22 protein-coding genes are annotated in these 22,615 nt (G+C 63.8%); 7 read left to right on the forward strand and 15 right to left on the reverse strand.

The genetic code is table 11. The features are described from left to right. Positions 1-230: 230 nt before the first annotated feature. Both PQR02_RS12785 and PQR02_RS12790 read left to right on the forward strand, forming a co-directional pair. Positions 231-734, forward strand: a complete 504-nt coding sequence (locus tag PQR02_RS12785; RefSeq protein WP_408230651.1) for a lecithin retinol acyltransferase family protein — start codon at positions 231-233, stop codon at positions 732-734. A 68-nt stretch (positions 735-802) separates the two neighbouring features. Then, a complete protein-coding gene (locus PQR02_RS12790; RefSeq protein ID WP_408230654.1) occupies positions 803-1,054 on the forward strand; it encodes a hypothetical protein in 252 nt (83 codons plus the stop codon). Here PQR02_RS12790 and PQR02_RS12795 read toward each other — a convergent pair. Further along, the gene (locus PQR02_RS12795) at positions 1,051-1,929 is read right to left on the reverse strand and encodes a LysR family transcriptional regulator (protein ID WP_408230657.1); all 879 of its coding nucleotides are present in this window, start codon (positions 1,927-1,929) and stop codon (positions 1,051-1,053) included. The genes PQR02_RS12790 and PQR02_RS12795 overlap by 4 nt on opposite strands. A 97-nt stretch (positions 1,930-2,026) precedes the next feature. On the opposite strand from PQR02_RS12795, the gene bla reads away from it, so the two are divergent. Together bla and PQR02_RS12805 are read left to right on the forward strand one after the other, a co-directional pair. Beyond that, positions 2,027-2,974, forward strand: a complete 948-nt coding sequence (bla, locus tag PQR02_RS12800) for a class A beta-lactamase (protein ID WP_408230660.1) — start codon at positions 2,027-2,029, stop codon at positions 2,972-2,974. A 280-nt stretch (positions 2,975-3,254) separates the two neighbouring features. Then, positions 3,255-3,746 carry a DUF4126 domain-containing protein gene (locus tag PQR02_RS12805; RefSeq protein WP_408230663.1) on the forward strand — a complete coding sequence of 164 codons (492 nt, stop codon included), beginning with the start codon at positions 3,255-3,257 and terminating at the stop codon, positions 3,744-3,746. A 276-nt stretch (positions 3,747-4,022) separates the two neighbouring features. On the opposite strand, the gene PQR02_RS12810 is transcribed toward PQR02_RS12805, so the two are convergent. The 6 genes from PQR02_RS12810 to PQR02_RS12835 all read right to left on the reverse strand — a co-directional run bounded on the left by PQR02_RS12810 (position 4,023) and on the right by PQR02_RS12835 (position 11,306). Next, positions 4,023-4,379, reverse strand: a complete 357-nt coding sequence (locus tag PQR02_RS12810; RefSeq protein WP_408230666.1) for a response regulator — start codon at positions 4,377-4,379, stop codon at positions 4,023-4,025. Positions 4,380-4,385: 6 nt separating this feature from the next. After that, a complete protein-coding gene (locus PQR02_RS12815; RefSeq protein ID WP_408230669.1) occupies positions 4,386-5,888 on the reverse strand; it encodes an ATPase domain-containing protein in 1,503 nt (500 codons plus the stop codon). Between the two features lie 401 nt (positions 5,889-6,289). Continuing rightward, positions 6,290-8,023 carry a tannase/feruloyl esterase family alpha/beta hydrolase gene (locus tag PQR02_RS12820; protein ID WP_408230672.1) on the reverse strand — a complete coding sequence of 578 codons (1,734 nt, stop codon included), beginning with the start codon at positions 8,021-8,023 and terminating at the stop codon, positions 6,290-6,292. 10 nt (positions 8,024-8,033) lie between these two features. Beyond that, a complete protein-coding gene (locus tag PQR02_RS12825; protein ID WP_408230675.1) occupies positions 8,034-9,173 on the reverse strand; it encodes a porin in 1,140 nt (379 codons plus the stop codon). Between the two features lie 72 nt (positions 9,174-9,245). Beyond that, the gene (gene mhpT, locus PQR02_RS12830) at positions 9,246-10,430 is read right to left on the reverse strand and encodes a 3-(3-hydroxy-phenyl)propionate transporter MhpT (protein ID WP_408230880.1); all 1,185 of its coding nucleotides are present in this window, start codon (positions 10,428-10,430) and stop codon (positions 9,246-9,248) included. Positions 10,431-10,835: 405 nt separating this feature from the next. After that, entirely contained in the window at positions 10,836-11,306 is a 471-nt protein-coding gene (locus PQR02_RS12835; protein WP_408230678.1) for a MarR family winged helix-turn-helix transcriptional regulator, read from the reverse strand. 248 nt (positions 11,307-11,554) lie between these two features. Here PQR02_RS12835 and PQR02_RS12840 point away from each other — a divergent pair, with 248 nt between their 5' ends. From PQR02_RS12840 to PQR02_RS12850, 3 genes are all read left to right on the forward strand, one after another. Next, complete coding sequence (locus PQR02_RS12840) at positions 11,555-12,439, forward strand: amidohydrolase family protein (RefSeq protein WP_408230681.1); 885 nt, start codon at positions 11,555-11,557, stop codon at positions 12,437-12,439. 164 nt (positions 12,440-12,603) lie between these two features. Then, complete coding sequence (locus tag PQR02_RS12845) at positions 12,604-13,650, forward strand: phytoene/squalene synthase family protein (RefSeq protein WP_408230684.1); 1,047 nt, start codon at positions 12,604-12,606, stop codon at positions 13,648-13,650. Positions 13,651-13,830: 180 nt separating this feature from the next. Further along, complete coding sequence (locus tag PQR02_RS12850; protein ID WP_149671191.1) at positions 13,831-14,079, forward strand: hypothetical protein; 249 nt, start codon at positions 13,831-13,833, stop codon at positions 14,077-14,079. 301 nt (positions 14,080-14,380) lie between these two features. Here the strand turns inward: PQR02_RS12850 and PQR02_RS12855 are convergent, their stop codons facing one another. The 8 genes from PQR02_RS12855 to PQR02_RS12890 form a co-directional block, all read right to left on the reverse strand. Continuing rightward, the gene (locus PQR02_RS12855) at positions 14,381-14,698 is read right to left on the reverse strand and encodes a DUF4148 domain-containing protein (protein WP_408230688.1); all 318 of its coding nucleotides are present in this window, start codon (positions 14,696-14,698) and stop codon (positions 14,381-14,383) included. 212 nt (positions 14,699-14,910) lie between these two features. Beyond that, positions 14,911-16,434 (reverse strand): alkaline phosphatase family protein, encoded by a 1,524-nt coding sequence (locus PQR02_RS12860; protein WP_408230691.1) that lies wholly within the window; start codon positions 16,432-16,434, stop codon positions 14,911-14,913. A 212-nt stretch (positions 16,435-16,646) separates the two neighbouring features. Continuing rightward, positions 16,647-17,339, reverse strand: a complete 693-nt coding sequence (locus PQR02_RS12865; protein WP_408230694.1) for a hypothetical protein — start codon at positions 17,337-17,339, stop codon at positions 16,647-16,649. Beyond that, the gene (locus PQR02_RS12870; RefSeq protein WP_408230697.1) at positions 17,339-17,821 is read right to left on the reverse strand and encodes a glycoside hydrolase family 108 protein; all 483 of its coding nucleotides are present in this window, start codon (positions 17,819-17,821) and stop codon (positions 17,339-17,341) included. Before PQR02_RS12870 ends, PQR02_RS12865 begins: the two co-directional genes overlap by 1 nt. Further along, positions 17,788-19,335: a tetratricopeptide repeat protein gene (locus PQR02_RS12875; RefSeq protein WP_408230700.1), complete on the reverse strand. Its 1,548-nt coding sequence runs from the start codon at positions 19,333-19,335 to the stop codon at positions 17,788-17,790. Before PQR02_RS12875 ends, PQR02_RS12870 begins: the two co-directional genes overlap by 34 nt. A gap of 399 nt (positions 19,336-19,734) precedes the next feature. After that, positions 19,735-20,598 carry an ABC transporter permease gene (locus PQR02_RS12880; protein ID WP_408230703.1) on the reverse strand — a complete coding sequence of 288 codons (864 nt, stop codon included), beginning with the start codon at positions 20,596-20,598 and terminating at the stop codon, positions 19,735-19,737. A 16-nt stretch (positions 20,599-20,614) separates the two neighbouring features. Continuing rightward, positions 20,615-21,409 (reverse strand): ABC transporter ATP-binding protein, encoded by a 795-nt coding sequence (locus PQR02_RS12885; protein WP_408230706.1) that lies wholly within the window; start codon positions 21,407-21,409, stop codon positions 20,615-20,617. A gap of 39 nt (positions 21,410-21,448) precedes the next feature. After that, positions 21,449-22,468 (reverse strand): ABC transporter substrate-binding protein, encoded by a 1,020-nt coding sequence (locus tag PQR02_RS12890; RefSeq protein ID WP_408230709.1) that lies wholly within the window; start codon positions 22,466-22,468, stop codon positions 21,449-21,451. Positions 22,469-22,615: the final 147 nt, after the last annotated feature.

Consider the following 22,615-nt stretch of genomic DNA (forward strand, 5'->3'; position numbering starts at 1 on the left):
GACCCTCCTGTCTGTACCGACAACCGGCGCTCGCCGTGATCCGCAACGCACCGCAATGTGTGTCATGCGCCAACATATTGGTGCGAATTCTGTCGGCTCACGGCTGACACCTGCGTCGTCCAAACTCCCCTCGTCAGACCCGAAAGCCTTGTAGATAAAGGCTTTTCCCCACATGGCCCGGATGATGCAAAAGCTCTCGCAACAGTGTTGGAATCGAAGCGAGGCGAGCCATGAACACCAACCCTCTTAAGACGAACAGCGAAGTCGGCGATTCACACGAAGCTGCAACGTCCACCATCGAGCTGCCGATCGGCGCGCATCTCGTCACGCAACGGCGCGGCTACGAACACCACGGCATCTACGTCGGCAATGGCCGCGTGGTCCACTACGCGGGCTTCGCGAGTTCCGCGCATCGCGGCCCGGTTGAGGAAGTCGAGTTGAGCCGCTTCGCCGCCGGCCATCCGCTGTCGATCCGCTCGACGCCGAGCGCGCGTTACGTCGGCGAAGAAGCCGTGCGCCGCGCCCGCTCCCGTCTCGGCGAAAACCACTACCGCCTCCTGACCAACAACTGCGAGCACTTCTGCGCATGGTGCCTGCTCGGCGAAAGCCGTAGCGAACAAGTGCACTGCTGCTTGCGTCATCCGCGCGCCGGCGTGCTTGCACTGGTGTGTCTGGTGAAGGCTTTTGTCGAAAGCGGTGCGAAGGGCGCTCACGGTGCCGCGCAATGGGCGTGAACCTCGGCGTGAGGCGAACGAGACCGGATTTCAGTGATTCAAGCAATCAAGGATTCAAGGAGAACATCATGGCTGCCACCGAAAAAAATTTGCACTGGGCCGTCGACAAATGGCTCGCGCCCACCCCGTCGATGCCCGCGCGCGTCGTCGCGTTTTGCCATCGCGCTTCGCATCAGCGTTATGTCTGCGTTGAAGCGCTGCGGCCAGGCGGCCTGCTGTCGATCTTCTTCTTCCGCCATGACGACGGTTCGTGGAACGTGTTCCCGCCGCAAGCCGAGCGGCCCGCGATGAACGGCCATCGCCGCAGCGCGCTTTGCTAGCCGGGCGCGTGCTGCGCCGCTTCCTTGATGATCCATTGACTGAACAGCAGCATGGCCGGCGTCATCGGCTTGCCCTTCAGGCAGGCCAGCCAGTAACTGCCGGCGTGAACTTCCACATTGAACGGGCGCACCAGGCGCGCCTCGTTGATCTCGCGATCGAACATCAGCGCGGGCGCAAGCGCGATACCCGCCCCCTGCATCGCAGCTTCCACCATCAAACGCGACGAATCGAACACCGGCCCGCGAACCGGACGCGGTGAAATGCCTGCGGCGCGGAACCAGTTCATCCAGTCGTCGGCGCGATAGGAGCGCAGCAGGGTTTCGCCGGCGAGGTCGTCGGGCACCGATAGACGCGCGGCGATCTCCGGCGTGCACAGCAATGCGAGCGGCGCGTCGAGCAGCCGGGTGGCGATCAAACCCGGCCACGTGCCGTCGCCGAAGCGGATCGCGAAGTCGAGACCTTCGGTGGCGAGATCGACCTGGTTGTTGTTGGTCAGGAGCCGCAGTTCGACGAACGGATGCGCGTCGCGAAACGACTTGAGACGCGGCATCAGCCAGCCCACCGCGAAGGTGCCGACCACGCCGACTGTCAGCACCTCGTGAAAGTGTCCCCCTTCGAATTGCTTGAGCACGGCTTCGATACGATCGAACGCGTCGCTCAGAACCGGGCGCAGCGCGAGACCTTCGTCGGTCATCGCGAGGCCGCGCGGCAGACGCTTGAAGAGCGCGGTGCCCAAGCGATCCTCCAACGTGCGCACCTGCTGGCTGACAGCGGCTTGGGTCACGTTCAGTTCGAGGGCGGCGCGCGTGAAGCTCAAATGTCTCGCGGACGATTCGAACGCGCGCAATGCGTTCAGCGGAAGATACGGTCTCATGGCGAAGGCATAAGATTTTCTTGTGAGTCGTCTAACTTATCATCGTTTGTCAGCGACAGGCGAAAAACCGATAGTTGCGGCTTCACAAGGAGCAGCAATGATCACGAGACGGAAATTCGCGACCGGGATGCTGGGCATTTCGATAGCTGGGGTTGCGCTTGGCAGTACCGGCGCATCAGGAAAAGCGGTGCAGGCGCGCACGCCGGCTCGCGGGCGCGAGCTGGCCCGCGCGGACGCGATCCGTGAGCGGCTCGTGCGGATCGAGGCGGAGAGCGGCGGCCGGCTGGGCGTGTCGATCGTCGATACGACGTCCAGCTTGCACGCCGGCTTGCGCTCGGACGAGCGCTTTCCGATGTGCAGCACCTTCAAGCTGCTGGCGGCGGGCGCCGTTCTGACGCGCGTGGATCGCGGCGTGGAGGACTTGCAGCGGCGCGTCGTGTTTTCCGAACGCGATCTCGTGCCGAATTCGCCGGGGACCCGCCGGCATACTCGCGAACTCACCGGCGACGCGGGCATGAGCATCGCCGAATTGTGCAAGGCGGCGCTCACGCTCAGCGACAACACGGCGGCCAATCTGCTGCTCGCGAGCCTCGGCGGTCCGGCGGCGGTGACCGCGTTCGCGCGCAGCCTCGGCGACGGCATCACGCGGCTGGACCGCATCGAGCCGATGCTCAACGACGCGACGCCCGGCGACCCGCGCGACACCACCACGCCCAACGCGATGCTCGGCAATCTGCGTGAGCTGGCGCTGGGCGAGCATCTGTCGCGGGCATCGCGAGCCCAGTTGCTGGCCTGGCTCGCGGCCAACGAGACCGGCGGCGCGCGGCTGCGCGCGAAGCTGCCGCAGGACTGGGGCGTCGGTGATAAAACCGGCACCGGCGAACACGGCACCGCCAACGACATCGCGATTCTGTGGCCGCCGGGGCGCGGGCCGGTGCTCGTGACGGTCTATCTCACCGGAACGGACGGCGACGCGGCACGCAGCAATGCGGCGATTGCGAGCGTTGGGGCGCTGGTGGTGGGGGCAACGTCAGATCTGGCATAGGCGTGGGCGTGCGCATCGGCGTGACGCGCGCGCATGACTGGAACCATGGGGCCGCAGCGATGCGTTCAGCGGCTTCCGTGCACATTTCACCAGTCGAATTGTGCGACACTAGGGCCACACCGAAAGGGGGCAACTGCGCAGGCGCTGGCGAACCGCCTCGATGGATACGGTGAGAAGTTGACTGTCCAGGTGAAATGCTCGACATGTTCTGCCGACGTTCGTCCCGGTAATCCGTCGGCTTGTCCAACCGTGCATCATTGCCCTCGATCCGGAGTCCGCTATGTCCGTGTACGTCCTCGCATTGCTAATCGGCGTCATCGCCGGCCTTCGCGCGATGACCGCTCCCGCCGCCGTCAGCTGGGCGGCGCATCTCGGATGGTTGCCGCTGCAAAGCACGCCGCTGGCGTTTCTCGGCTTTACTGCCACGCCGTACATCTTCACCGTGCCGGCGGTCATCGAACTGATCACCGACCAGCTTCCCGAAACACCCAGCCGCAAGGTGCCGATGCAATTCGGCGCGCGCATCGTGCTGGGTGCGTTGAGCGGTGCGGCGATCAGCGGTGCGCACGGCGGTTTGGCGGGGGGCTGGATTGTCGGCACGCTCGGCGCGGTGGTCGGCGCGGCGGGCGCGGTGCTCGGCACACTGGGTGGGGCGAAGGCGCGCAGCGCGATGGCGCGAACCTTCGGACGGGATGCGCCGGCGGCGCTGATCGAAGATGTGGTGGCGGTCGTGGGGGCTGCGTTGATCGTGGTGTCGCTGCACGGATTTTGATGCCCAGAAGTGCGATCGATGACTCACTGTAAAAGGCGGCGGCGCGGCGGTGAACGCTGCAAAAGCTCGATCAATGGCGCGAGCGTCTCAACGTGGGCGGGTCGTCGTTTCGTGGGGCTTGGCTGCGGAAGTGGAATTGGTCGCGCGGAGATCGGCGGAAGAAGCGCGCGGGCTCGCCGTGCGTTGAGGTTGAGGCATCGCCGGGACGCCGCAGGGGGCGCGCTTAGGCGCCGAGTGCCAGACGGGTGTCCGCAAGACCCTCCGTCCGCCGTTTCGTCAAGCCGATGACGACATGCGTTCGAGCATCGCGAGCAGCGTGTCGAATGAAAGCGGCTTGCGCGCGTAAGCGATGACGGGATTCGGCTGCACCGGAATGTCGGCGGCCGCACTGCAAAGAATGATCGGAATCGAACGCAGCGCGGGGTCGGCGTTCAGTGCGGCGCACAACTGCAATCCCGACATGACAGGCATCATGCAGTCCGACACGATGATGTCGGGCCGGCGCGTGCGGATCTGTTCGAGCGCGGCGGCCCCGTTCGACGCCGTCATCACCGCATAGCCGTGCCGCTCCAGCAGCAGCCGCCACACTGTGAGGATGTCGAACTCGTCGTCCACGACCAGAATGGTTTTCATGGGCGGCTACGTGTTTCGCCGCGGCCGCAGCGTCGCCGATAACCCCGCCGCCTGCGTGCCAGTGGCATCCGGCGCAGCGTCGATCACGTCGAGGCCTTGAGACGAAATCACCAGTTCGCGCAGCGACGTGTCGTGCGTACTCTCGCGCTGCTTGACCACGGAGATCATCCGCCGCAGACCGGTGTCCGTCTCGGCGTAGCGCAGCAGCACGAGGTTCTCGGTCAGCGCCGAAACCCGCACGCTCCTCGCGTAACCCGGGTCGGCGTAGAGCGGCAGCTCTTCGGTCACCAATGTGGTGACGCCGGCTTCGCGCAGCTGATGCAGCATCGCGTTCAGGAACAGGCCGAAGCGCCCGGTGCGCAACGCCGAATCGCGGAATCCCTCCACACCGTCGATCACGATGCGCGATGCGCCGGTCTTCCTGACCGTGGCGAGCGCGCTGGCCGCGAGTTCGTCGACCGCGAGTTCGATCGCCGGTTGCCATTGAATGACGAGGCGGCCATCCTGATGCGCGTCGGCGAGCCCGATCGACACCGCCTCGGCTTTGCCGATCAGCCGTTGCGGCCCTTCGTAAAAGCCCAGGTACAGGCAGCGTTCGCCGCGCGCCACGCCCGCTGCGAGAAACTGCAGGCAAAGCATGGTCTTGCCGACCCCGGACGGTCCCATCAGCGTGGTCGTGGAGCCTCGCGCGAAGCCGCCGCCGAGCAGGCTGTCCAGATGAGGCAAGCCGAAACCGAGGCGCGTCTTCAGATCCACCGGACCCTGCGGCGCGGCGCATTGCGCTTCGAGCCGCGGGAACATCAGCAGCCCGCTTTCGGCGATGCGGAAGAAATGCTTGCCCATCAGATGATTGCGCGCGCGCATCTTGTGGACTTCGATCTCGCGGGCGCGGCGCATGCCGTCGTGATAGCGGTTCAGTTCGATCAGACCGTCGACCAGCGTGTGCTCGGGATGCGGTTCGTTGCCCGAGAGCGGCGCGAGCAGCAAGGTGGTGCAATCCATGGCGGCGACCAGCGCGTTCAGCTCGTGAATGAACTTCGACAGCGACAACTCGGTTTCGCTGAACTCGCGCGCGCTGCGAAAGCCGTCGATGATCATCAGGCTCGGCCGGTAGTCGTAAATGCTCGACGCAATCAGCTTGAGGAAGCCATCGAGACCGTCCTGCATCAGTTCGTGATAGCCGGACACGAACAGCATTTGCTGCGCGACCGCGGTCTCGTCGAAGAAGCTCAGGCCTTTGAGGTGCCCTAGCAGCTTGTCGTGCGATTCGGCGATCAAGGTCATGTACAGCACCTTCTCGCCCTGGCTTACGCGATGAAAACCGATCTGGCTCGACAGGATCGTCTTGCCGGCGCCGGCCATGCCTTCGAGCAGATAAACGCCGCCTCGGACCAGCCCGCCGCCCAGGATCTCGTCGAAACCGGGGACGCCGGTTTCGACGTTGGGCCGGGTCGTGCTGGAGCGAGTCTCGACAGACCCGGAGGATGGTTGAGATGCGGGGGTAGTCATTGTCAATCTGTCATCCAAAGTGCGGAAAAGCGACGGCGCGTGCGTGAACCGTCTGGTGCTCAAACTTACTTAGCCAGCAATCGGCGTTCCCGCTGACGAGTGGTGACACGCATCGGGATTGAGTGTCCCGGATTCTATCCGGCCACGCGGCGCTTGGCGAACGAATGGTTGTGGGGCGGCGCTGCGGAGATATGAGGGGCAAGGCGCGGCCAGGTTGTCCGAGCGAGGCTGGCCGCGAAGTGGACCAGATTCTTTTCAACCCGATGTAACAAAGGAGCACGCTGCCCCTCGCGCATGCAGGCAAGGATATGGGATGCGCGCGGCGGATGCACGGCTGACGCGTCCAGCGGCGGCGAGACTTGCGAAGCCCCGCCGCGTTCATGCGATGAGTCGCGCCTGGCTCAGCTACACACGGAGCTGCTGGCCGCGTTCACGTCGCCACCGTGATAACGGGCCACCTTCGGATACGCGCACAGCGGCCGCGTGCGTCCGGCGCCCCAACTGGCGGGCACGTCCGCGTTCGGCGTCACGTCGCTCGCGTCGCGCGCGCTCGCGACCACGCTGTCGGGCGCCTTGCCTTGCTCGACCCACGCGATCATCGGCGTGAGCATGTCGAACTGGTCGGTGCTCGGGCCGCCACTGCAATGGTTCATGCCGGCAATCGTGTAAAGGCGCGCGAAGTTCGACGCGTCGCCGCCGTTGGCCGCACTCAGGCGCTGATACCAGTCGGTCGTGTCGTTCGATGAGAACACCGGGTCGCTCGTGCCGTGATAGACCATCAGCTTCGCGCCGCGTTGTTTCAACGCGCTCAGGTTGGTTTCGTCGGGCGGCGTCATGAACGACCATGACGACTCGCTGTACGCGCCACTGGTCGCGAAGATCTTCGGCGCGTCGGTGTCCATGTTGAAGTTCAGCGCGTAGGCGGACAACTGGCTCAACACAGCAGCGCCTTGCGGCGGCGTGGTGAACGTGAAGGCCGCCGCGGCAGGGTCGAGCATGATCGAGTTCGCCTGCTTCCACGCCGACCAGCCCTGGCCGAGACCCGCGTCGTACGGGAAGCTCGCGTACAGCGCGGTGCCCGCGCTGTTGTGCGCGCCGGAGAACACGTTGCCGATCGCGTCTTTCTGCGCGCTCGTCAAACAGCTGCCGTCACGCACGTTGCCCGTGCAGGTGGGGACGTTGTTGGCCAGGCTGAAATTTGCCTGGCATGCCTTGATATCCTGGATGAGACCGTCGCTCGCGCCGTCGAGTGCATCGCATTTGGCGAGTATCTTCGACGCGACCATCTGACGTTCGGCGGCGGTGAAACCGGTCGTGATGTCGGGCAGGCCGTTGGCCGTGGTCGCGGTGGCCACCTTCGCGAACTGTTGCGCGCCCCACATCTCGCCGATTGCCGCCTTCGGCAGATGGAAGCCGGGGTCGCCTGCAATGATGCCGTCGTATTGTGCCGACGAGCGCGCCGCCGCGACCATCGCGTGGCGGCCGCCATTCGAGCAGCCGTCGAAATAGCTGCGGTCAGGCGCCTTGCCGTAGGCGAACTTGATCACCTGCTTGGCCATCGGCGTGAGCGTGGCGACCGCGTTGTAGCCGTAGTCGATGCGCGCCTGCGGGTCGAGCCCGAACAGCGGGTTCTGCGACGAGCTGTGCCCCGCGTCCGAGCTGATGACCGCGAAGCCCATGTTGAGTGCGTCGTTGGTCGGACCGCCGCCGCCGATCTCGCCGGTGGCGGTCACGACATTGCCGTCGAGGCCGCCATTGGCCTGATAGAAGAAGCGGCCATTCCATGCCCGCGGCAAACGCATCTCGAAGCCGATCGCGTAGGTCTTGCCGTCGACGCCGCTCACGCGCTGGTTCATGCTGCCCTGGATCAGGCAGTGTTCGGCGATCGGCTTGCCGGCCACTTTCAGCGTGCCGGCGGCCACGTCCGTCACCGTGGTGAAGACGGTGTTGGCGAACGTGAGCTTCGCGGCGAGTGCCGCGCAGTTGCACGCGAGCGTGCCGGGCGTGGCCGCGCCCAGTTGCGGCAACGCGTTGGCGCTGGTCTGGCTGGTGCTGTCCACGTCATTGCCGCCGCATGCGGCGAGGGTCAGCGCGGCAGCCGCCGCGAGCGCGATAGAGGTGCACTTCAGGTTCATGCGATGTCTCCTAGAACGAATGACGGATGCCGACCATCACGCCGGTCTGGCCGGTGCCCGCCGAGGGTGTCGTGCCGCCGCCGCCGCCGCTGACCGAGTAGCGCGCCTTCGCGCTGTTGCCGAGATAAGAGCCTTGCGCATAGACGGCGGTGCGCTTGGACAGCAGATAGGTGGTGCGCAGCGTGCCCATCGTGGCGCGCGTGTCGTGATCGCTATTGGTGATGTGATAGACCTCGCCGTCGACGATGAAAGCCGGCGTCACGAAATACGACGCGGCGACGAAGAACAGATTCGAGCGCACGTCGGCGAGCGTGGGGGACGACGGGTCCACACGGCGGTTCAACCAGCCCACGCCGAGCTTCGCCTTGCCGAGGTTCGCGTAGGCGCTCACGTGCGTGCGAATGTCCTTGTCGGCAGCGTTGATGAGCGGCGTTGGCGCGACGCCGTCGAAGAAGTTCGCCGCAGCGGTGCTGCCGCCGCGCTGCTCCTCGTAGGAAGCCGCGACGCCGAACAACGGCGCGTCGTACTTCAGCATCACCGACCATTCGCGGCATTCCGTGGCATGACCCGGCACGGAGCCGGTGCAGGTGCCCTGGCCCGGCGAATTACCGGTACCCGCCGCGTCGCGGCCGAACGAGTAGTTCGCGCCGAGCGTCACGCCCGCATAGTTGCCCAGGTAGGTCACGGAGTTGTCGGCGCGCGCGTTCGGCACATACGCGTCGAGCGAGCCCAGCCCATAAATGTCCGGGCCGATCAGGTCCGCGCCCATCAGCGCGAGGTAGGTCATCGTGTACTGACGGCCGAACGTGAGCGCGCCATACGGGCTCTTGATGCCGGCGAATGCCTGGCGGCCGAACAGCCGGCCGCCCTGGCCGAGATCGCCGGCGCGCAGGTTGAAGCCGCTTTCCAGCGTAAAGACCGCGCTATAGCCGCCGCCGAGATCTTCATTGCCGCGCAGTCCCCAGCGCGACGGCAGTTCGCCGGTGACGGCCGGCATGCGGAATACGCTCTTGCCGGCCGCGTTCGCGTGCGAAACGTATTCGATCCCGGTATCGACGATGCCGTACAGCGTCACGCTCGATTGCGCTGCTGCTGCGCCGCTGACGGCGCACAAGGCGCCGCAGAGTAGAAGGCGTGCGGATGCTTGCATAAAGGGTTTCTCCAAACCGTTGATTGAATCTGTGTGTTGTTGTCGTTGCCGGTTGTCTTGCAGGGGATGCGCTTAGTCGTCGGCGCGCGGGCGGCGCAGCAACAGCAATGCGGCCGCGGCGGCGATCACCGTTACGGGGATGCTTGCGCCGATCACGGTCGACGAACTGCGGCCCATCGCCAGCAATTGACCGGCGGCCAGCGGACCCACCACCGAGCCGATGCGCCCCACCGCCACCGCCGCGCCGACGCCGGTGCCGCGCATCGCGGTCGGATAGAACGCGGCGGACAGCGCATACAGCACCGATTGGCCGCCGACCACGAACATCCCCGCGCAGAACGCGGCGGCCGCGAGCGCGCCGAAGCCGGGCGCCATCGAGAGCGCCGCGAGCGACGCGATGATGCCGACGTACATACCGGCCACCACGACGCCCGAGCGCATGCGGTCCATCAACATGCCGATGCACAACGCGCCGATCCCGCCGCCCACGTTGAAGAAGATCTGCACGTAGCCAACCTGCGCGCGCGACAGACCGCTTGCGGCCATCAGCGAAGGCAGCCAGTTGAGCAGGAAGTAGAGGACGATCAGCGTGCAGAAATAGCTGACCCAGATCTGCAATGTGGAGAGCCCGCGCGTGCCGCCGAACAGGATTTCGCCGACTGGTGCGGGCTTGGCTTTCCCGTCGTGCGAAGTCTTCGTGAACGCCTTCGAATCCGCGAGAAACACCAGCAGCAGCGGCACCAGCAGCAACGGTCCCGCGCCGCCGACGTAGAAGATATGACGCCACTCGGCGTCACCCGCGCTCATCACGCCGATCACCGACGCGATCACGCCGCCGAACGGAATGCCGCAATACATCACGCTGACGGCGGTGCTGCGCGAGCGCGGCTCGACCGCTTCCGACGACAACGCGATCAGATTCGGCAGCGCGCCGCCGAGACTGATGCCGGTCAGGATTCGCACGATCACCAGCGTATGAAAGTCGCTCGCCAGGGCGGTCATGATCGAGAGCAGGCCGAACAGGCACGCGGAAACCACCAGCACGCGCTTGCGGCCGATCCGGTCGGCGAGCCGTCCGCCGAACATCGCACCCGGCAGCAGGCCGAAGGTGCCGGCGCTGAACGCAAGGCCCATCTGTCCGACCGACAGGCCGAACTCGCGTGCCATGCGCGGCGCGGCCACCCCGACAGACTGCAGGTCGAGACCTTCGAGCAGGGCGATCGCAAAACACAATCCGAGGGTGACGGCGGCGCCCATGCTGCCGGATGGCGCCGGAGCGGCGGCGCTTTGAGGTGGGGTCAGTGTTCCGGTTCTTTTCACGTTAGTGATCCTTATTAAAATGCGTGGCTTTCCGGTTTCGATGAGGAACGGCAGGTGCCGGCGCGGCGCGAACGCACGCGCTGGCCCGGACCGTCATGGCTGGCGGACGGCCTCGGCAGAGCGGGATTCAGATCGGCATCAGGATCGTGACGCGACGTTCGGCAACACCGCAGCGCGCGGCACATCGGGTCGATGTTCGCCTGGTTGCGCGTGTGTCTCGAAGCAACGCGGCGTCTCTCCACACGCTGCATCGTGGAGTGGATTTAATATCAGGTAGGCTGATAAAACAAGCGCAAATGTTTCGGTGAAAACACCTAGTAATCGGACGGCGGCGCGGAGACGCTAGCCGCGCAGATTCCGCACGAAGGTTTCGAGGTGAGCCTGGAGCGCGCTGGCCGCATCGAGTTCGATGCCTTCCATCATCTGCTTCTCGATGGTCTTGACGGCCAGCTCGCACTCGCGCAGCACCGCACGTCCTTCGTCCGTCAATTGCAGCAGCACGATGCGGCCATGGGTCGGGTCGGGTTCGCGGCTGACCCAGTTGCGGCTCGCCATCGCGTTCATCACTTCGTTGGCCGACTGCGGCGTGATGAACGAGCGCTCGGCGACTTGCGCATTGGACGCCTGGCCCTTCGCTTCGAGCACGGACAGCGCGGTGAATTGCGCGAGCGTGAGCCCGAGCGGTGCGAGCGCTTCGCTCATGCGGCGCCGCAGGATGCGATCGAGGCTGCCGATCACATAGGTCAGGCGCAAGCTGGAACGGCGCGTGCGTGTGGCGGTCGGCTCAGCGGCTGGTTTTTGATTTTTGCTCATGATGGACAGGAGGTTCGGTCTATCCCGCATCTTAGCGCGCCGCGCCTTCAATACCGCCGATAGGGGTTTGCACCACGCCCGCGAATTTTTGCTTTACATATCAGGTGACCTGATATCAAATCACTCCATCAGGCCGCTGCCGTGGTCGACACGCATGGAGAAAGCAGATGAGGTGCGAAGGCCGTTGGAAAACCGTCAAGGTCGATCCGGGTTCGAGCCTCGGCTTGAGCACCAACAGGAACCCATAGATGAACCTCGACCAACTCGTCGCAATCGACACCCACGTGCACGCGGAAGTCTCGTGCTGCCAGCCGCCGGACCTGTTCGGCAAGGAGTTCGACGACGCCGCCGACAAGTACTTCGGCACCGTGCTGAAGCTCGGCCGGCGGCCGACGATTCCCGAAACCATCGAACATTATCGCGAGCGCAAGATCGGCTTCGTAATGTTCACCGTCGACTGCGAAGCGAACCTCGGGCGGCGGCGCATTCCGAACGAAGAGGTCGCCGAATTCGCGCAGAAGAACAGCGACATCATGATTGCCTTCGCGAGCATCGACCCGCACAAGGGCAAGATGGGCGTGCGCGAGGCGCGCAAGCTGATCGAGGAATACGGCGTGCGCGGCTTCAAGTTTCATCCGACGATGCAGGCGTTCTTCGCCAACGACCCTCTCGCTTATCCGCTTTACGAACTGATTGCCGAACATCGGCTCACGGCCGTCTTTCACAGCGGCCATTCCGGCATGGGCTCGGGTATGCGGGGCGGCGGCGGTTTGCGGTTGAAGTACTCGGAGCCGATCCATCTCGACGATGTCGCCGCGGATTTCTCCGACATGAACATCGTGATCGCGCATCCGTCGTGGCCTTGGCAGGAACAGGCGTTATCGATTGCGCTGCATAAGCCCAATGTCTATATCGACCTGTCCGGCTGGTCGCCGAAGTATTTTTCGCCCGAGTTGATCCGCCACGCCAATGCGCTGCTGAAGCGGAAAATGCTGTTCGGCTCCGAATTTCCGTTGATCCAGCCGCACCGCTGGCTGGAGGATTTCAAGCAGGTCGGTTTCAGGGAAGAGGTGCAGCCGCTGATTCTCAAGCAGAACGCAATCGGCCTGCTGGGGCTGGGCGCGGGCCGCTGAACGCTCCTGGGCGTCTCGGAGGTGCGTTGAGCCCACCAGACTGAAACACGGTCGATGCGCGGCCGGGCAAGATCGCTGATGCATGGCAAAGACACTTCGCCGTATACAATTCGGCAGCGCCTGATATTTGCCTGCTTCTTCCCTATACCGACCCGCTTCCATCCATGTCGAATCCGACCCGGGCCTTCCTTCTCGGCCCGCTCCTGAAAGGCGTCTCACGCTCCTTTTATCTCACGCTGCGCGTGCTGCCCGCCGGCATGCGCGATCCGATCGGCCTCGCCTATCTGCTCGCGCGCGCGGCCGACACGATTGCCGACACCTCGCTGATCTCTCCCGAGCAACGGCTCGCGTTGCTGCTGTCGCTGCGCGCTCAGGTGAACGGCGCAACCGGCGACGGTTCGCTGTTACGGCGCATGGCCGACGAAGTGGCGGGCCAGCAGATCCAGTCGGACGAAAAGGTGTTGCTCGAATCGTTGGGCCCCGCGCTCGACGTGCTCGCGCAACTGAGCGAAGCGGATCGCAAGGCCGTGCGCGGCATCGTATCGACGCTGACCGAGGGTATGGAGTTCGATTTGCGCACCTTCCCCGATGAACGGTCCGGCCAGATCGCGGCGCTGCCCGAATACGACGATCTCGACCGCTACACATATCTGGTGGCGGGCTGCGTCGGTGAATTCTGGACCAGCATGACCTACGCGCACATGCCGGGCACGCTGAAGGAGCGGCCCGACACGATGGCGCGCCGGGGCGTGCGGTTCGGCAAGGCGCTGCAGATGACCAATGTGCTGCGCGATTGCGGCAAGGATTTGCGGATCGGCCGCTGCTATCTGCCGCAGAGCATGCTGGGTCGGCATGGGTTGAATGCGCAAGATCTGTTGCTGCCGGCCAACTCGCTGCGCGCGCGGCCGGTGTTGGTCGAGCTGCTGCGCAAGACGCTCGATCACTTCCGCGATGCGCTGGCGTACACGCTGGCGATTCCGGCATTTTCCGTGCGCTTGCGGCTGGCCTGTTTGTGGCCGATTCTGATCGGCCTGGAGACGCTGTTATTGCTGGTGGATAACGATGCGTGGCTCGATCCGCAGAAGGTTTCCAAGGTCCGGCGCAACACGGTGTACCGGATCATCGCGTCCTCGCTGCTGCTGGCGCCGTCGAACGCGCTGGTGCGCAATGCGATCGAAAAGCGGATCGGGCAGATCGAAGCGCGCCTCTGAACATAGTGCCGCGTCGGGGTTTGCCATGCTTCACGAAGCCGAATGAGGTGTGCTTTATCGTCGCACCGGGAGTGCAACGCTCCTTGATTTAACGAGCATCATTGAATCGCGCTGAATCGGGAAAGCCCTAGGACCGTGCATCGCTTGATCGGGTTAGTCTCTTCCAAAAGGAGGCAAAGCATGAGACAAGCGTTCAATATTGCCGTGGTCCTGCTGCTCGGCTATCTGATGGCGGATAGGGCGCTGATGCGCGCGCAAGCCGGAGAGATAGGCACCATCACGTGCCACCAGGGCGCGCAACTGGTCAAATCGAACGCGTTGAAGAAAGGCTTTGGAGACGCCGGGGCCAGCAGCCAAGGGGAAAATTTCCTGTCGAGTTGCCTCGTGACCGGCCGTGGTCAAGTGGGCGATCTGATTGCACGCGATTGATCGCAATCGCCGGGCTCGATGACTGAAACACGCGTCTAGCCGAAGCTCAACGGCGCGTGGACGGCGCCGCGAAAAAGCGCCCGGACCGCGAGGGCCCGGGCGAAGTCATCGGGAGCCCGATGACGGAGGTATCGAATACAGAACTGGCCCGCGATCGCAATCATTCGGTCGCGGGCCAATCCATTTGAGTCAGAATGCGCGCCTCATGGACGCGCTGGGCGGCGGATCAGCGTAAAACATCGCGCCTGCGGATCATGCCGCCATGCAACTCGCTAGCCACTCACCACCGCTTGATGGCTGCTTACTGGCCGAAGTAGATCGACTTCGCACCGGTGACCGGGGCCGTATGGCCCGATTGCGACGAGCCGCTTACCGCACCGCCAAAGGCGCTTGCTGCCGGTTGCGCAATGCCGTTTTGCGCATCGACGCGCGCTTGCGCGGCCTGAATGTCAGCCGGGTAGTGCGGATCGGCGTGACCCGGTTGATAGCCGGCCTTTTCGAGTTGAACCAGTTCGGCGCGCACCTGGGCGCGGGTCATGGGCTGGTTGGACTGCGCAAACGAAGCGACAGGAGCGGCCAGCACAGCGGCGATAACAACAGCTTGAATGAGCGATTTCATGATGAACTACCTCCAGTTCGGTTTTTGTCTTGCTGCGAACGTCCTCGTTCGTAGTCAGTGATTACATTGTAGTTTTGCGACCTGGAGAGAGTAATGGCCGGTTCAGGTAAGGTTTGTTGCGAGTTTTGAGATAAAAGCGGGGAACTTGCCGGCGCGGCGGCGTGTGCGCTGACCCGGCGCCTAGCTGAAGATGCTGTCGCGCCGTCCGCCTGCTAGCCTCGCCGCGTCGGCGCGGCAGCGTCCTTTTGCGGCGTGCCCGCCGCGCCATCCACGGATTGCGACAACCGCGTGAACGCCTGACCCGTACGCGCATCCCGCTGATCTTTCGCTTGATAGAAGTCCCGGCTGAGCCACTGTCCGACACTCATCAACGCGGACCCCAATGCGCTCTTGAAACGAACCCAAGCGGTCTCCGCGCGGGCGAAATCGGCGGCCGCTTCGACGACTTCCGACGCCAATCGATCCAGCTCCGCATGCAGATAGTCGGCGAAATGGTGCAGCCCATGCTGATTGCCGTTCGACGATTTCTTCTCCAGCTCCACATGCTGCGCGATCAGCGATTGATTGGTCACGCGGATGAACGCCGGCGTATCTGTGCGAGCCTCGCCGGTGCAGCGAACCGCCAGACCGATGCTGGCCGCGGCCCGCGTGCGATTGCCGAGCGGCGGGAGCTGCCACTTGTCGCAGAGATACCTGAGCACGCTGCAGTGATCGAATTGCGCATGACATACGCCGGCATCGCACCATGGCGACACCAGAACGGCGGGTACGCGTGCGCCGAGCTGGGCGAAGCTGAAGCGGTCGGTGTGCTCGTCGGGTGCGACAGCGTTGGATGGCGGCACCACATGATCGTAAAAGCCGCCATGCTCGTCGTAAAGGATCACTAACAATGTTCGCTCCCACAACGCCTGGTTCGAGCGCAGCGCATTGTAGGTATCCGCTATCAGCTTCTGCGCCTTCATGATGTTGTGGGGCGGATGATCGTCGTTCTGCGCTTCGCCGAAGTACTTCGGCTCGATGAGCACGAACTGCGGGAAAGCGTCGGCGGGACCGGCTGCATCGCCGAAGAACGTGTCGAACTTGTGATAGTTGGCGAGGTTCTCCGCCCGACGCTGATTCTTCAATAGCAGCGAGGCCGGAAAATCGTAGAAGTAAATCTTCCACGTTTTACGCGCGGCGTTCAGACGGTCGAAGATCGTGTCCTGGTCCTGGCTGCTGTACCACGCAGGATTCAGAGCATCGAGTCCCGAAGGCATGTCGATCTCTCCCTTCGACGTACCCGTGAGCGCGAAATAGCGGTTCGGCCACGTGGGGCCCGGCATCGGCGCAAACCACCTGTCGCACACGGTGAATTGCGAGCCCAGCGTGTGCAGCGCGGGAAGGTAACCGAGCGGGTAATAACCCATGATGTCTTGCCGCTCGGCCTGACTGCTGTTCGGGTAGTCGTGCGTGAAGGAGCGCACGAAGCCGCTGTTGCCTCCCGCGATCTGATCCAGCACCGCGCGATGCCCGTGATTCGGATCGAGTTGCATTTGCCGCTCACGCGTCTCGCGGACGAAGAACGTATGCCCTTTGCCGTCGTCGTTGGATTTGGACGCCGCGTTGCGCACGCCGTCCAGGCCTGCGTGCACGGCGTCCAGACAGCCGAGCATTTGATCGAAGGAGTGGTTCTCCATCAACAGAAGGACCACATGGTCGATCGGATCCTTCTGCGCGCCGTCGTGCACGTCACTCATCTTCGTCGCTCCAAGGTGGACTGGATGGATTCCGTATGCGTACCGCCGTGTTGGCCACGCCTTTCGAACTGGCCGGCGTTGCCAACGTAGCGCAAAACGCGCGGCAGCGAAAGAGTCTTGCTGCTGGATTGGCTAGCCTGCAAATCTGCGAAGTAGGCGCCTGCAAGCTGCAGTCCCGCCGCCGCTGCTTCGCGTGAATGACGAACGGTGTGTCAAGTGCCCGAGAAGATCGGCCCTTGTCCGCCCGGGGCGAACGGCTGGAGCACTTCATGCGCGACCTGGGCCGGCGCGGCTTGCGCGTGCGCGGCCGGTGGCGTCGCAGGTTCACGCAGAGTCACCGCGCTATCCGCCGTGATCGGCACGCTGGGCTTGGCGAGCAGTTCGGTTTTGCGCATCGATCCGACCGAGGTGCCGAAATAGTAGCCGATGATACTGATCCACGCAGTGCCCAGCGCGCCGACGATCACGTTGACGAGATCCTTGTTGGTGCCCGGCAAAGGCTGGAACGCCATCAGCAGGAGAATGCCGAAGAACCCCGTGGTGACGGCCATCGCGAGTACCTTGGGCACCCAGTCGCGATTGGTGGTCCCCATCGCGCGCGCGTTGGCCCGATCGTCTGCCTGGATGCGCGCCATATCGGTTTCATGCGCAAGCCTCGCCTGAGCCGCGGTGACGACCAGTTGCTGCAATTGCAGCGAGTTCGCACTCTCGGCCTGGCGGATTTTTTCGAGCGCACCGGGGTCGTTCAACGCCGGCTCGACGAAGGACGGATCGCTCGGCGTGCCGAGCGCATGCGAGATGATCGCCGCGGCGGCCGTCACGCCCAGTCCGACCGGACCGCCTACGAGCCCGGCGAGAAGCGGGGCGGTGGTGCCGATGTTCGTCGCTACTTTTGACCAGTCCATCATGCTGCTCCCAGAAGAAGGTTGGCGGCCATCCGTTCGGTCCAGCCACGGCTGAAGTTAGGCCACGTATGAAGGTTGCGGAGATACCGCAGGCGATAGGCGGCGAAGCGCATCACGAATTTCATCGGGTCAGCGCTCTTGACCGCGTCCAGGGTGTCCGGGCCGAACTTGCCGTCTTCCTTCGCTCCGGACGATTTTTGCATCCACAACACGACGAGCCCGCCGTTGTAATTCGCGTCGAAGATCTGGAAGGCCACGCGCGGGTCGAGTTCGTCGAGATGCAAGGGGTCCCAGTACTTCTGCTTGGCAATCTGCTTCGCTGTCTCCAGCGGCAGATCCTTCATCGCGCCGGTGTAGCCTTGGCTGCGTGCGACGCGCGCCGTCACGCCCCACATCGTTTCGCCACCAGGATCGGCCGGATTGAACGAATAACCCCCTTCGCTTCCGATCAGAGCCTTGAATGCGTCTTCAAAGTTGTCCATCGACATTTCTCCTCTTCTGCTGTGAGTACGACAAAGACATGGGTGCTTCTGCGGTTACGCTTCGGCATCGCTGGTGCTTCAACTGACGTTTGCAACTGAAGTGCTGGGCGTGGATTCGAAACGGGTCGGGTGCGAGGGTGGGGCGTCGGCGTGTCCGGTGCGCCGCCGTCTTCTACGCTGTCGGCGAGCCGCGCCAGTTGGGTCTCGTGTGCGGACAAGCTGCCCGCGTCGCGTTGCAGCGCTTCTGCATAGTTACGCGAGGCGCGGCGCAGATCCCCTTTGTGATCGAGTGCGCGGCCCAATTCCGCATAGGACGGCGCAAGATCGGGGCGCAGCCGGACGGCGCGGGAGAGCTTGTCGATCGCATCGTCGTATCTGCCGACGCTGGTGAGCGCTTCGCCCCAGTCGTGCAGGTTGTCGACGGAGTCCGGGTTCATTTCGTCGGCCTGTTTGAACGCGTCGAGTGCTTCGTCATTGCGATGCGCATGCAATAGCACGTCGCCGAGAAGACGCAGGTTTTCAGCTGTCTTCGATTTCTCGCTCGCGCCGGCACGCAATGCGTCGATCGCGTCGTCGAGGCGGTTTTGTTGTGCCAGCGCACGGCCGAGACTCGCGTGCAGAACCGCCGAATGCTGGTAGACGGTCAGCGCGTCGCGGGTTTGCCGTTCCGCCTCTTTCGCTTTCGACTCCCCCTGATCGGTGAGCAGCCACGCTTTGCCCGCCAGCGCCCATTCCCCTTGCTCGGACGCGGGCAGCCTGAGTACTTCGTCATAGATCTCGACGATCTTGTCGTAATTGCAGTTGGCCAGCGAACACCCGGTTTTCCGGACCTCCGAATAGAGGTGACTGGCGAGGATGTTCGGCTCGGCGAGCTCCATCGCCTTGACAGCGATGTCTTCTACGAATGTTTCCAGGTCGTGCCCTTCGAATGGAACGATGCTCTCGCGAGCATTGAACGGGCCGCCTTCTATATGCACGTGGGCAATGTAAGTGTCCTTGCTGCCCTTTACTTCCGTGACGCCGACGTGAACGACCACGTCCGTGCGCTTGATGACCCCCTTGATGAAGCGGACCGTCGACGCATACGACATTTCCGGGCCCGGAATCTGAATGTCGGGTTGGGCGTCGGTGTCGGTCATCGTGTCGTGAGGAATGGACGCGGAGTCGTGAGCGATATCCCGCATCGAAGACATGATCCGTTCCGCGAGAAAGCCCGGCGTGTAGCCGCGCTCGGTGAGCGTTTGCGGCGTTTCGACGGGCGGCACGAGCAATTGCCGCGTGAGCACGCCGCGCACGACGAGACAGATGGAGCCGATGGTGAGCAGCAGCAAGAGCCACGACACGATGTACGGCCAGATGTGCTTCGGCCCGCGACCGATGAGCGCTGCGGCGCGCAACCCGAGCGGCACGAGTCCCGCGAAGCGGCGGCTGTTGTGACGCCGCGCGGCGCCGCCTGGACGGAACGGCCGGCTTCGCCAGTTCATCGGGCGACGTTGGCTCTGGGTACTCGACATGGCGCACCTCGTTGCAAGCGTTGTTGGTAACGACGCGACTTGGGTGGCCGCTATTACGCATCGACCGTGCCATCAGGCGCCGGCCCTTGTGCAAGGGGCGTTCAGGGGGTAACGGGGAGGGGAGAAGCGGGAAAAGTGTTGCGCGCCGGCCAACGCATGCCGGCCGGAAGTTGGCTGACTGGTGACACTGCGGGAGCAAGTGCCGCCAGGACAGCAAGACGCGCGATCAGGAAGAACGGCTCCCATTAGACGCCGCATTCGCTTCCTGATGTGAGAACGAAACAGGTGCCGCGTTATTCAAGCGGACGGAGCAGTCCAAAAAAAATGCCGTTCAGTCCCGGACTGAACGGCATTGAACTGCGAGGCCGAGAACTAACTACACGGCCGGAAACGGATCGCTCAAACCGCTTGAGGCCGCCACTTCAACAGACGGTGCTCGACTGCAGTCAACAGATAATCGGCGGCCAGCGCGACCACGGCCAGCACGATCATCGCCGCGAACACGCCGCTCGCATTGAACGCGCCCTGCGCGGTGGAGATCAACAGGCCGATACCCTGCTTGGAGCCGAGAAACTCGCCGACCACGGCACCGACCAGCGCAAAGCCGAAGCTCACGTGCAAGCTGGCGAGAATCCAGCTGAGCGCCGACGGAATCACCACCGACGTCGTCACCTGGCGGCGCGACGCGCCGAGAATCTGCGCGTTCGCGATCATGTACCGATCCGCTTCACGCACGCCCTGAAAAGCATTCGCGAACACGACGAAGAACACCATCACCACCGCCAGCGCCACCTTCGACGCCATGCCGAGACCGAGCGCGATCACGAACACCGAGCCGAGCACCACGCGCGGAATCGAGTTGGCGATCTTGATGTAGAGGCTGAACACATCGGACAGCAGTTTGTTGCGGCCGAGCACGATGCCGCAGAAAATGCCCGCCACCGAACCGATAATGAAGCCGAGTCCGGTTTCTTCGAGCGTGACCCACACCTGCGTAAGCAGCGGCCCCTGCGACGTGCCGTTCACGAACCAGTCGACGATCTGATCGAAGATCGCGCTAGGCATCGAGAAGAAGAACGGGTCGATCCACTTGAGGCGCGCGGACAGTTCCCATCCGCCGAGCACGACCACCAGCACGAGTACGCGCAACGTGATCACCAGCGCATGACGCTGCCGGATGCGTTTTTGCGCGACGCGTTCCACCTGGGCGAGCGACGGGGCATCGATGCCTGACGGCATCATCTGTTGAGAGGTAGTAGACATGTTTGCCGTTCCTTGGTTAACCGATCTGCACTTCTTCGCGCAGGTCGTGCCAGATGTCGCGCGAGATTTCGATGAAACGCGGGTCGTAGCGAACCTCCGACGTGACGCGCGGACGCGGCAGATCGATTTCGTACACCTTCTTCAGCGTCGCCGGGCGAGCGGTCAGCACGAACACGCGGTCGGCAAGCGCAATCGCTTCTTCGAGATCGTGCGTGACGAACACCACCGAGCCGACGCCTGCCCACAATTGCAGCAGTTCGTCCTGCATCAGCGTGCGCGTTTGCATGTCGAGCGCCGAGAAGGGCTCGTCCATCAACAGGATTTCCGGCTTGTTGATGAAGGTCTGCGCGAGCGCGACGCGCTTACGCATGCCGCCCGACAGCTGATGCGGATAGTGCTTGCCGAACTTGTCGAGCCCCACGCGGCGCAGCCATTCGTTGGCTTCGTCGTACGCGGCCGACTTCGAGCGGCCGCGATACAGCGGACCGGCGGCCACGTTGTCGAGCACCGAGCGCCACGGGAACACGGCGTCTGCCTGGAACACGAAGCCGATGCGCGGATCGATGCCGTCCACCGGCGCGCCCATCACGCGCACTTCGCCGGTGGTGGGCTTCAGCAGCCCGGTGATCATGCTGAGCGTGGTGGACTTGCCGCAACCGGTCGGGCCGACCACCGCGACGAATTCGCCGCGCGCCACCGACATGCTGAAGTCGCGCAACGCGATCGTCGCCTTGCCGTCCGGAGAAATGAAACGGCACGACACGTTGCGCATCTCGATGGCTGGCGTATCGCGTGACATGGGTTGAATCATCGGCTGGTGCCTCCCGGTTCTCTTGATGTTGAATGCGCGTTACTTCGCCGCGGTCTTGACCGGGGCCGAGAGATAGTCGTTGCTGTACGTCCTGGCAAGGTCGATGTGCTTGCCCTTCACCGAAGGATTGAAGGCCGACAGCACCTTCAGCACCGTATCGGGGCCGTCGGCGGGCATCTTGCCGTCCTTCGTGAACATCGGCAGTGACGCTTTCAGCGCGCCCACGTACAGGTCCTTGTTGTTGCCGTAGTAGTCCTTCGGCATTTTCGCGGCGATCTCTTCCGCGCTATGCGTCGCGATGAAGTTCAGCGTGCGGGCGAACGCGTGCGAGAGCTTCGCGGCGTCGTCCTTGTGCGACTCGGCCCACGCGCGCTGCACGTAGAAGCTCGAAGCCGGATAGGTGCCGCCGAGCGCGGCGCGCGTGCCTTCCAGCGTGCGCATGTCGACCAGCACCTTGGCGTCGCCGGTTTTCAGCAGTTGCGAGACGGTCGGCTCGGTCGTCATGCCGGCCTCGATGCGGTTTTGCTTGATCGCCGCGATGAAACTGTTGTCCGCGCCCACCGGCAGCAGCGTGTATTGCGTGGACGGCACGCCCGCACGCTGCGCGAGGTATTGCGTGAGGAAGCTCGTCGAGGAGCCGAGCCCGGTCACGCCGAGAGTTTTGCCCTTCGAGTCGGCCATGCTCTTGAAGGTGTCGGCGGCCTTGGTCGACACCATTTCCACTTCACCCGGCACCTGGCCGAAGACCACCAGCGCCTGAACTTCCTTGCCCTTGCTTTGCAGGTCGATCGTGTGGTCGTAGAAGCCCACCACGCCTTGCACCGCGCCCGCGAGCAGTTCGTTTTCCGCGTCGACGCCGGCCGGTTGGGAGAGGATCTCGACATCGAGGCCTTCGTCCTTGAAGTAGCCGAGCTGTTCGGTCAGCTTGGCCGGCAGATAGATGATCTTGGTGGCGCCGCCGACCATGATCGTGAGCTTTTCGGCGTGAGCGGCGGCCGAGGCGGCGGCAACGGTGAACGCAACACCTGACACAGCGGCAATCTGGCGCAAGGTACGCATGAAGCAGTCTCCTTAGGTTTGGTCGCCGCGTGGATGGTGCGCGGCGCTTTCTGGATGAATGACGGCGATTATAAAAATTGGAAACCTTCTGCCAGCTTTCGGGGGCGCGGGCAAATCATGAGTGTTAACCCGAGACTCCATGGAAAC

This window comes from Paraburkholderia sediminicola (genome assembly GCF_046026895.1).
In the GTDB taxonomy this organism is placed as follows: Bacteria; Pseudomonadota; Gammaproteobacteria; order Burkholderiales; family Burkholderiaceae; genus Paraburkholderia; species Paraburkholderia sediminicola_C.

Bases quoted from the DNA above. Each gene is read 5' to 3' on its own strand.
- PQR02_RS12835 (WP_408230678.1), bottom strand. From the start codon at position 11,306: ATGAGCAAAAATCAAAAACCAGCCGCTGAGCCGACCGCCACACGCACG.
- PQR02_RS12820 (WP_408230672.1), bottom strand. From the start codon at position 8,023: ATGAACCTGAAGTGCACCTCTATCGCGCTCGCGGCGGCTGCCGCGCTG.
- PQR02_RS12875 (WP_408230700.1), bottom strand. From the start codon at position 19,335: ATGTCGAGTACCCAGAGCCAACGTCGCCCGATGAACTGGCGAAGCCGG.
- mhpT (WP_408230880.1), bottom strand. From the start codon at position 10,430: ATGGGCGCCGCCGTCACCCTCGGATTGTGTTTTGCGATCGCCCTGCTC.
- PQR02_RS12865 (WP_408230694.1), bottom strand. From the start codon at position 17,339: ATGGACTGGTCAAAAGTAGCGACGAACATCGGCACCACCGCCCCGCTT.
- PQR02_RS12845 (WP_408230684.1), top strand. From the start codon at position 12,604: ATGTCGAATCCGACCCGGGCCTTCCTTCTCGGCCCGCTCCTGAAAGGC.
- PQR02_RS12840 (WP_408230681.1), top strand. From the start codon at position 11,555: ATGAACCTCGACCAACTCGTCGCAATCGACACCCACGTGCACGCGGAA.
- PQR02_RS12790 (WP_408230654.1), top strand. From the start codon at position 803: ATGGCTGCCACCGAAAAAAATTTGCACTGGGCCGTCGACAAATGGCTC.
- PQR02_RS12870 (WP_408230697.1), bottom strand. From the start codon at position 17,821: ATGGACAACTTTGAAGACGCATTCAAGGCTCTGATCGGAAGCGAAGGG.
- PQR02_RS12825 (WP_408230675.1), bottom strand. From the start codon at position 9,173: ATGCAAGCATCCGCACGCCTTCTACTCTGCGGCGCCTTGTGCGCCGTC.
- PQR02_RS12810 (WP_408230666.1), bottom strand. From the start codon at position 4,379: ATGAAAACCATTCTGGTCGTGGACGACGAGTTCGACATCCTCACAGTG.
- PQR02_RS12795 (WP_408230657.1), bottom strand. From the start codon at position 1,929: ATGAGACCGTATCTTCCGCTGAACGCATTGCGCGCGTTCGAATCGTCC.
- bla (WP_408230660.1), top strand. From the start codon at position 2,027: ATGATCACGAGACGGAAATTCGCGACCGGGATGCTGGGCATTTCGATA.
- PQR02_RS12805 (WP_408230663.1), top strand. From the start codon at position 3,255: ATGTCCGTGTACGTCCTCGCATTGCTAATCGGCGTCATCGCCGGCCTT.
- PQR02_RS12860 (WP_408230691.1), bottom strand. From the start codon at position 16,434: ATGAGTGACGTGCACGACGGCGCGCAGAAGGATCCGATCGACCATGTG.
- PQR02_RS12785 (WP_408230651.1), top strand. From the start codon at position 231: ATGAACACCAACCCTCTTAAGACGAACAGCGAAGTCGGCGATTCACAC.
- PQR02_RS12880 (WP_408230703.1), bottom strand. From the start codon at position 20,598: ATGTCTACTACCTCTCAACAGATGATGCCGTCAGGCATCGATGCCCCG.
- PQR02_RS12885 (WP_408230706.1), bottom strand. From the start codon at position 21,409: ATGATTCAACCCATGTCACGCGATACGCCAGCCATCGAGATGCGCAAC.
- PQR02_RS12855 (WP_408230688.1), bottom strand. From the start codon at position 14,698: ATGAAATCGCTCATTCAAGCTGTTGTTATCGCCGCTGTGCTGGCCGCT.
- PQR02_RS12815 (WP_408230669.1), bottom strand. From the start codon at position 5,888: ATGACTACCCCCGCATCTCAACCATCCTCCGGGTCTGTCGAGACTCGC.
- PQR02_RS12850 (WP_149671191.1), top strand. From the start codon at position 13,831: ATGAGACAAGCGTTCAATATTGCCGTGGTCCTGCTGCTCGGCTATCTG.
- PQR02_RS12890 (WP_408230709.1), bottom strand. From the start codon at position 22,468: ATGCGTACCTTGCGCCAGATTGCCGCTGTGTCAGGTGTTGCGTTCACC.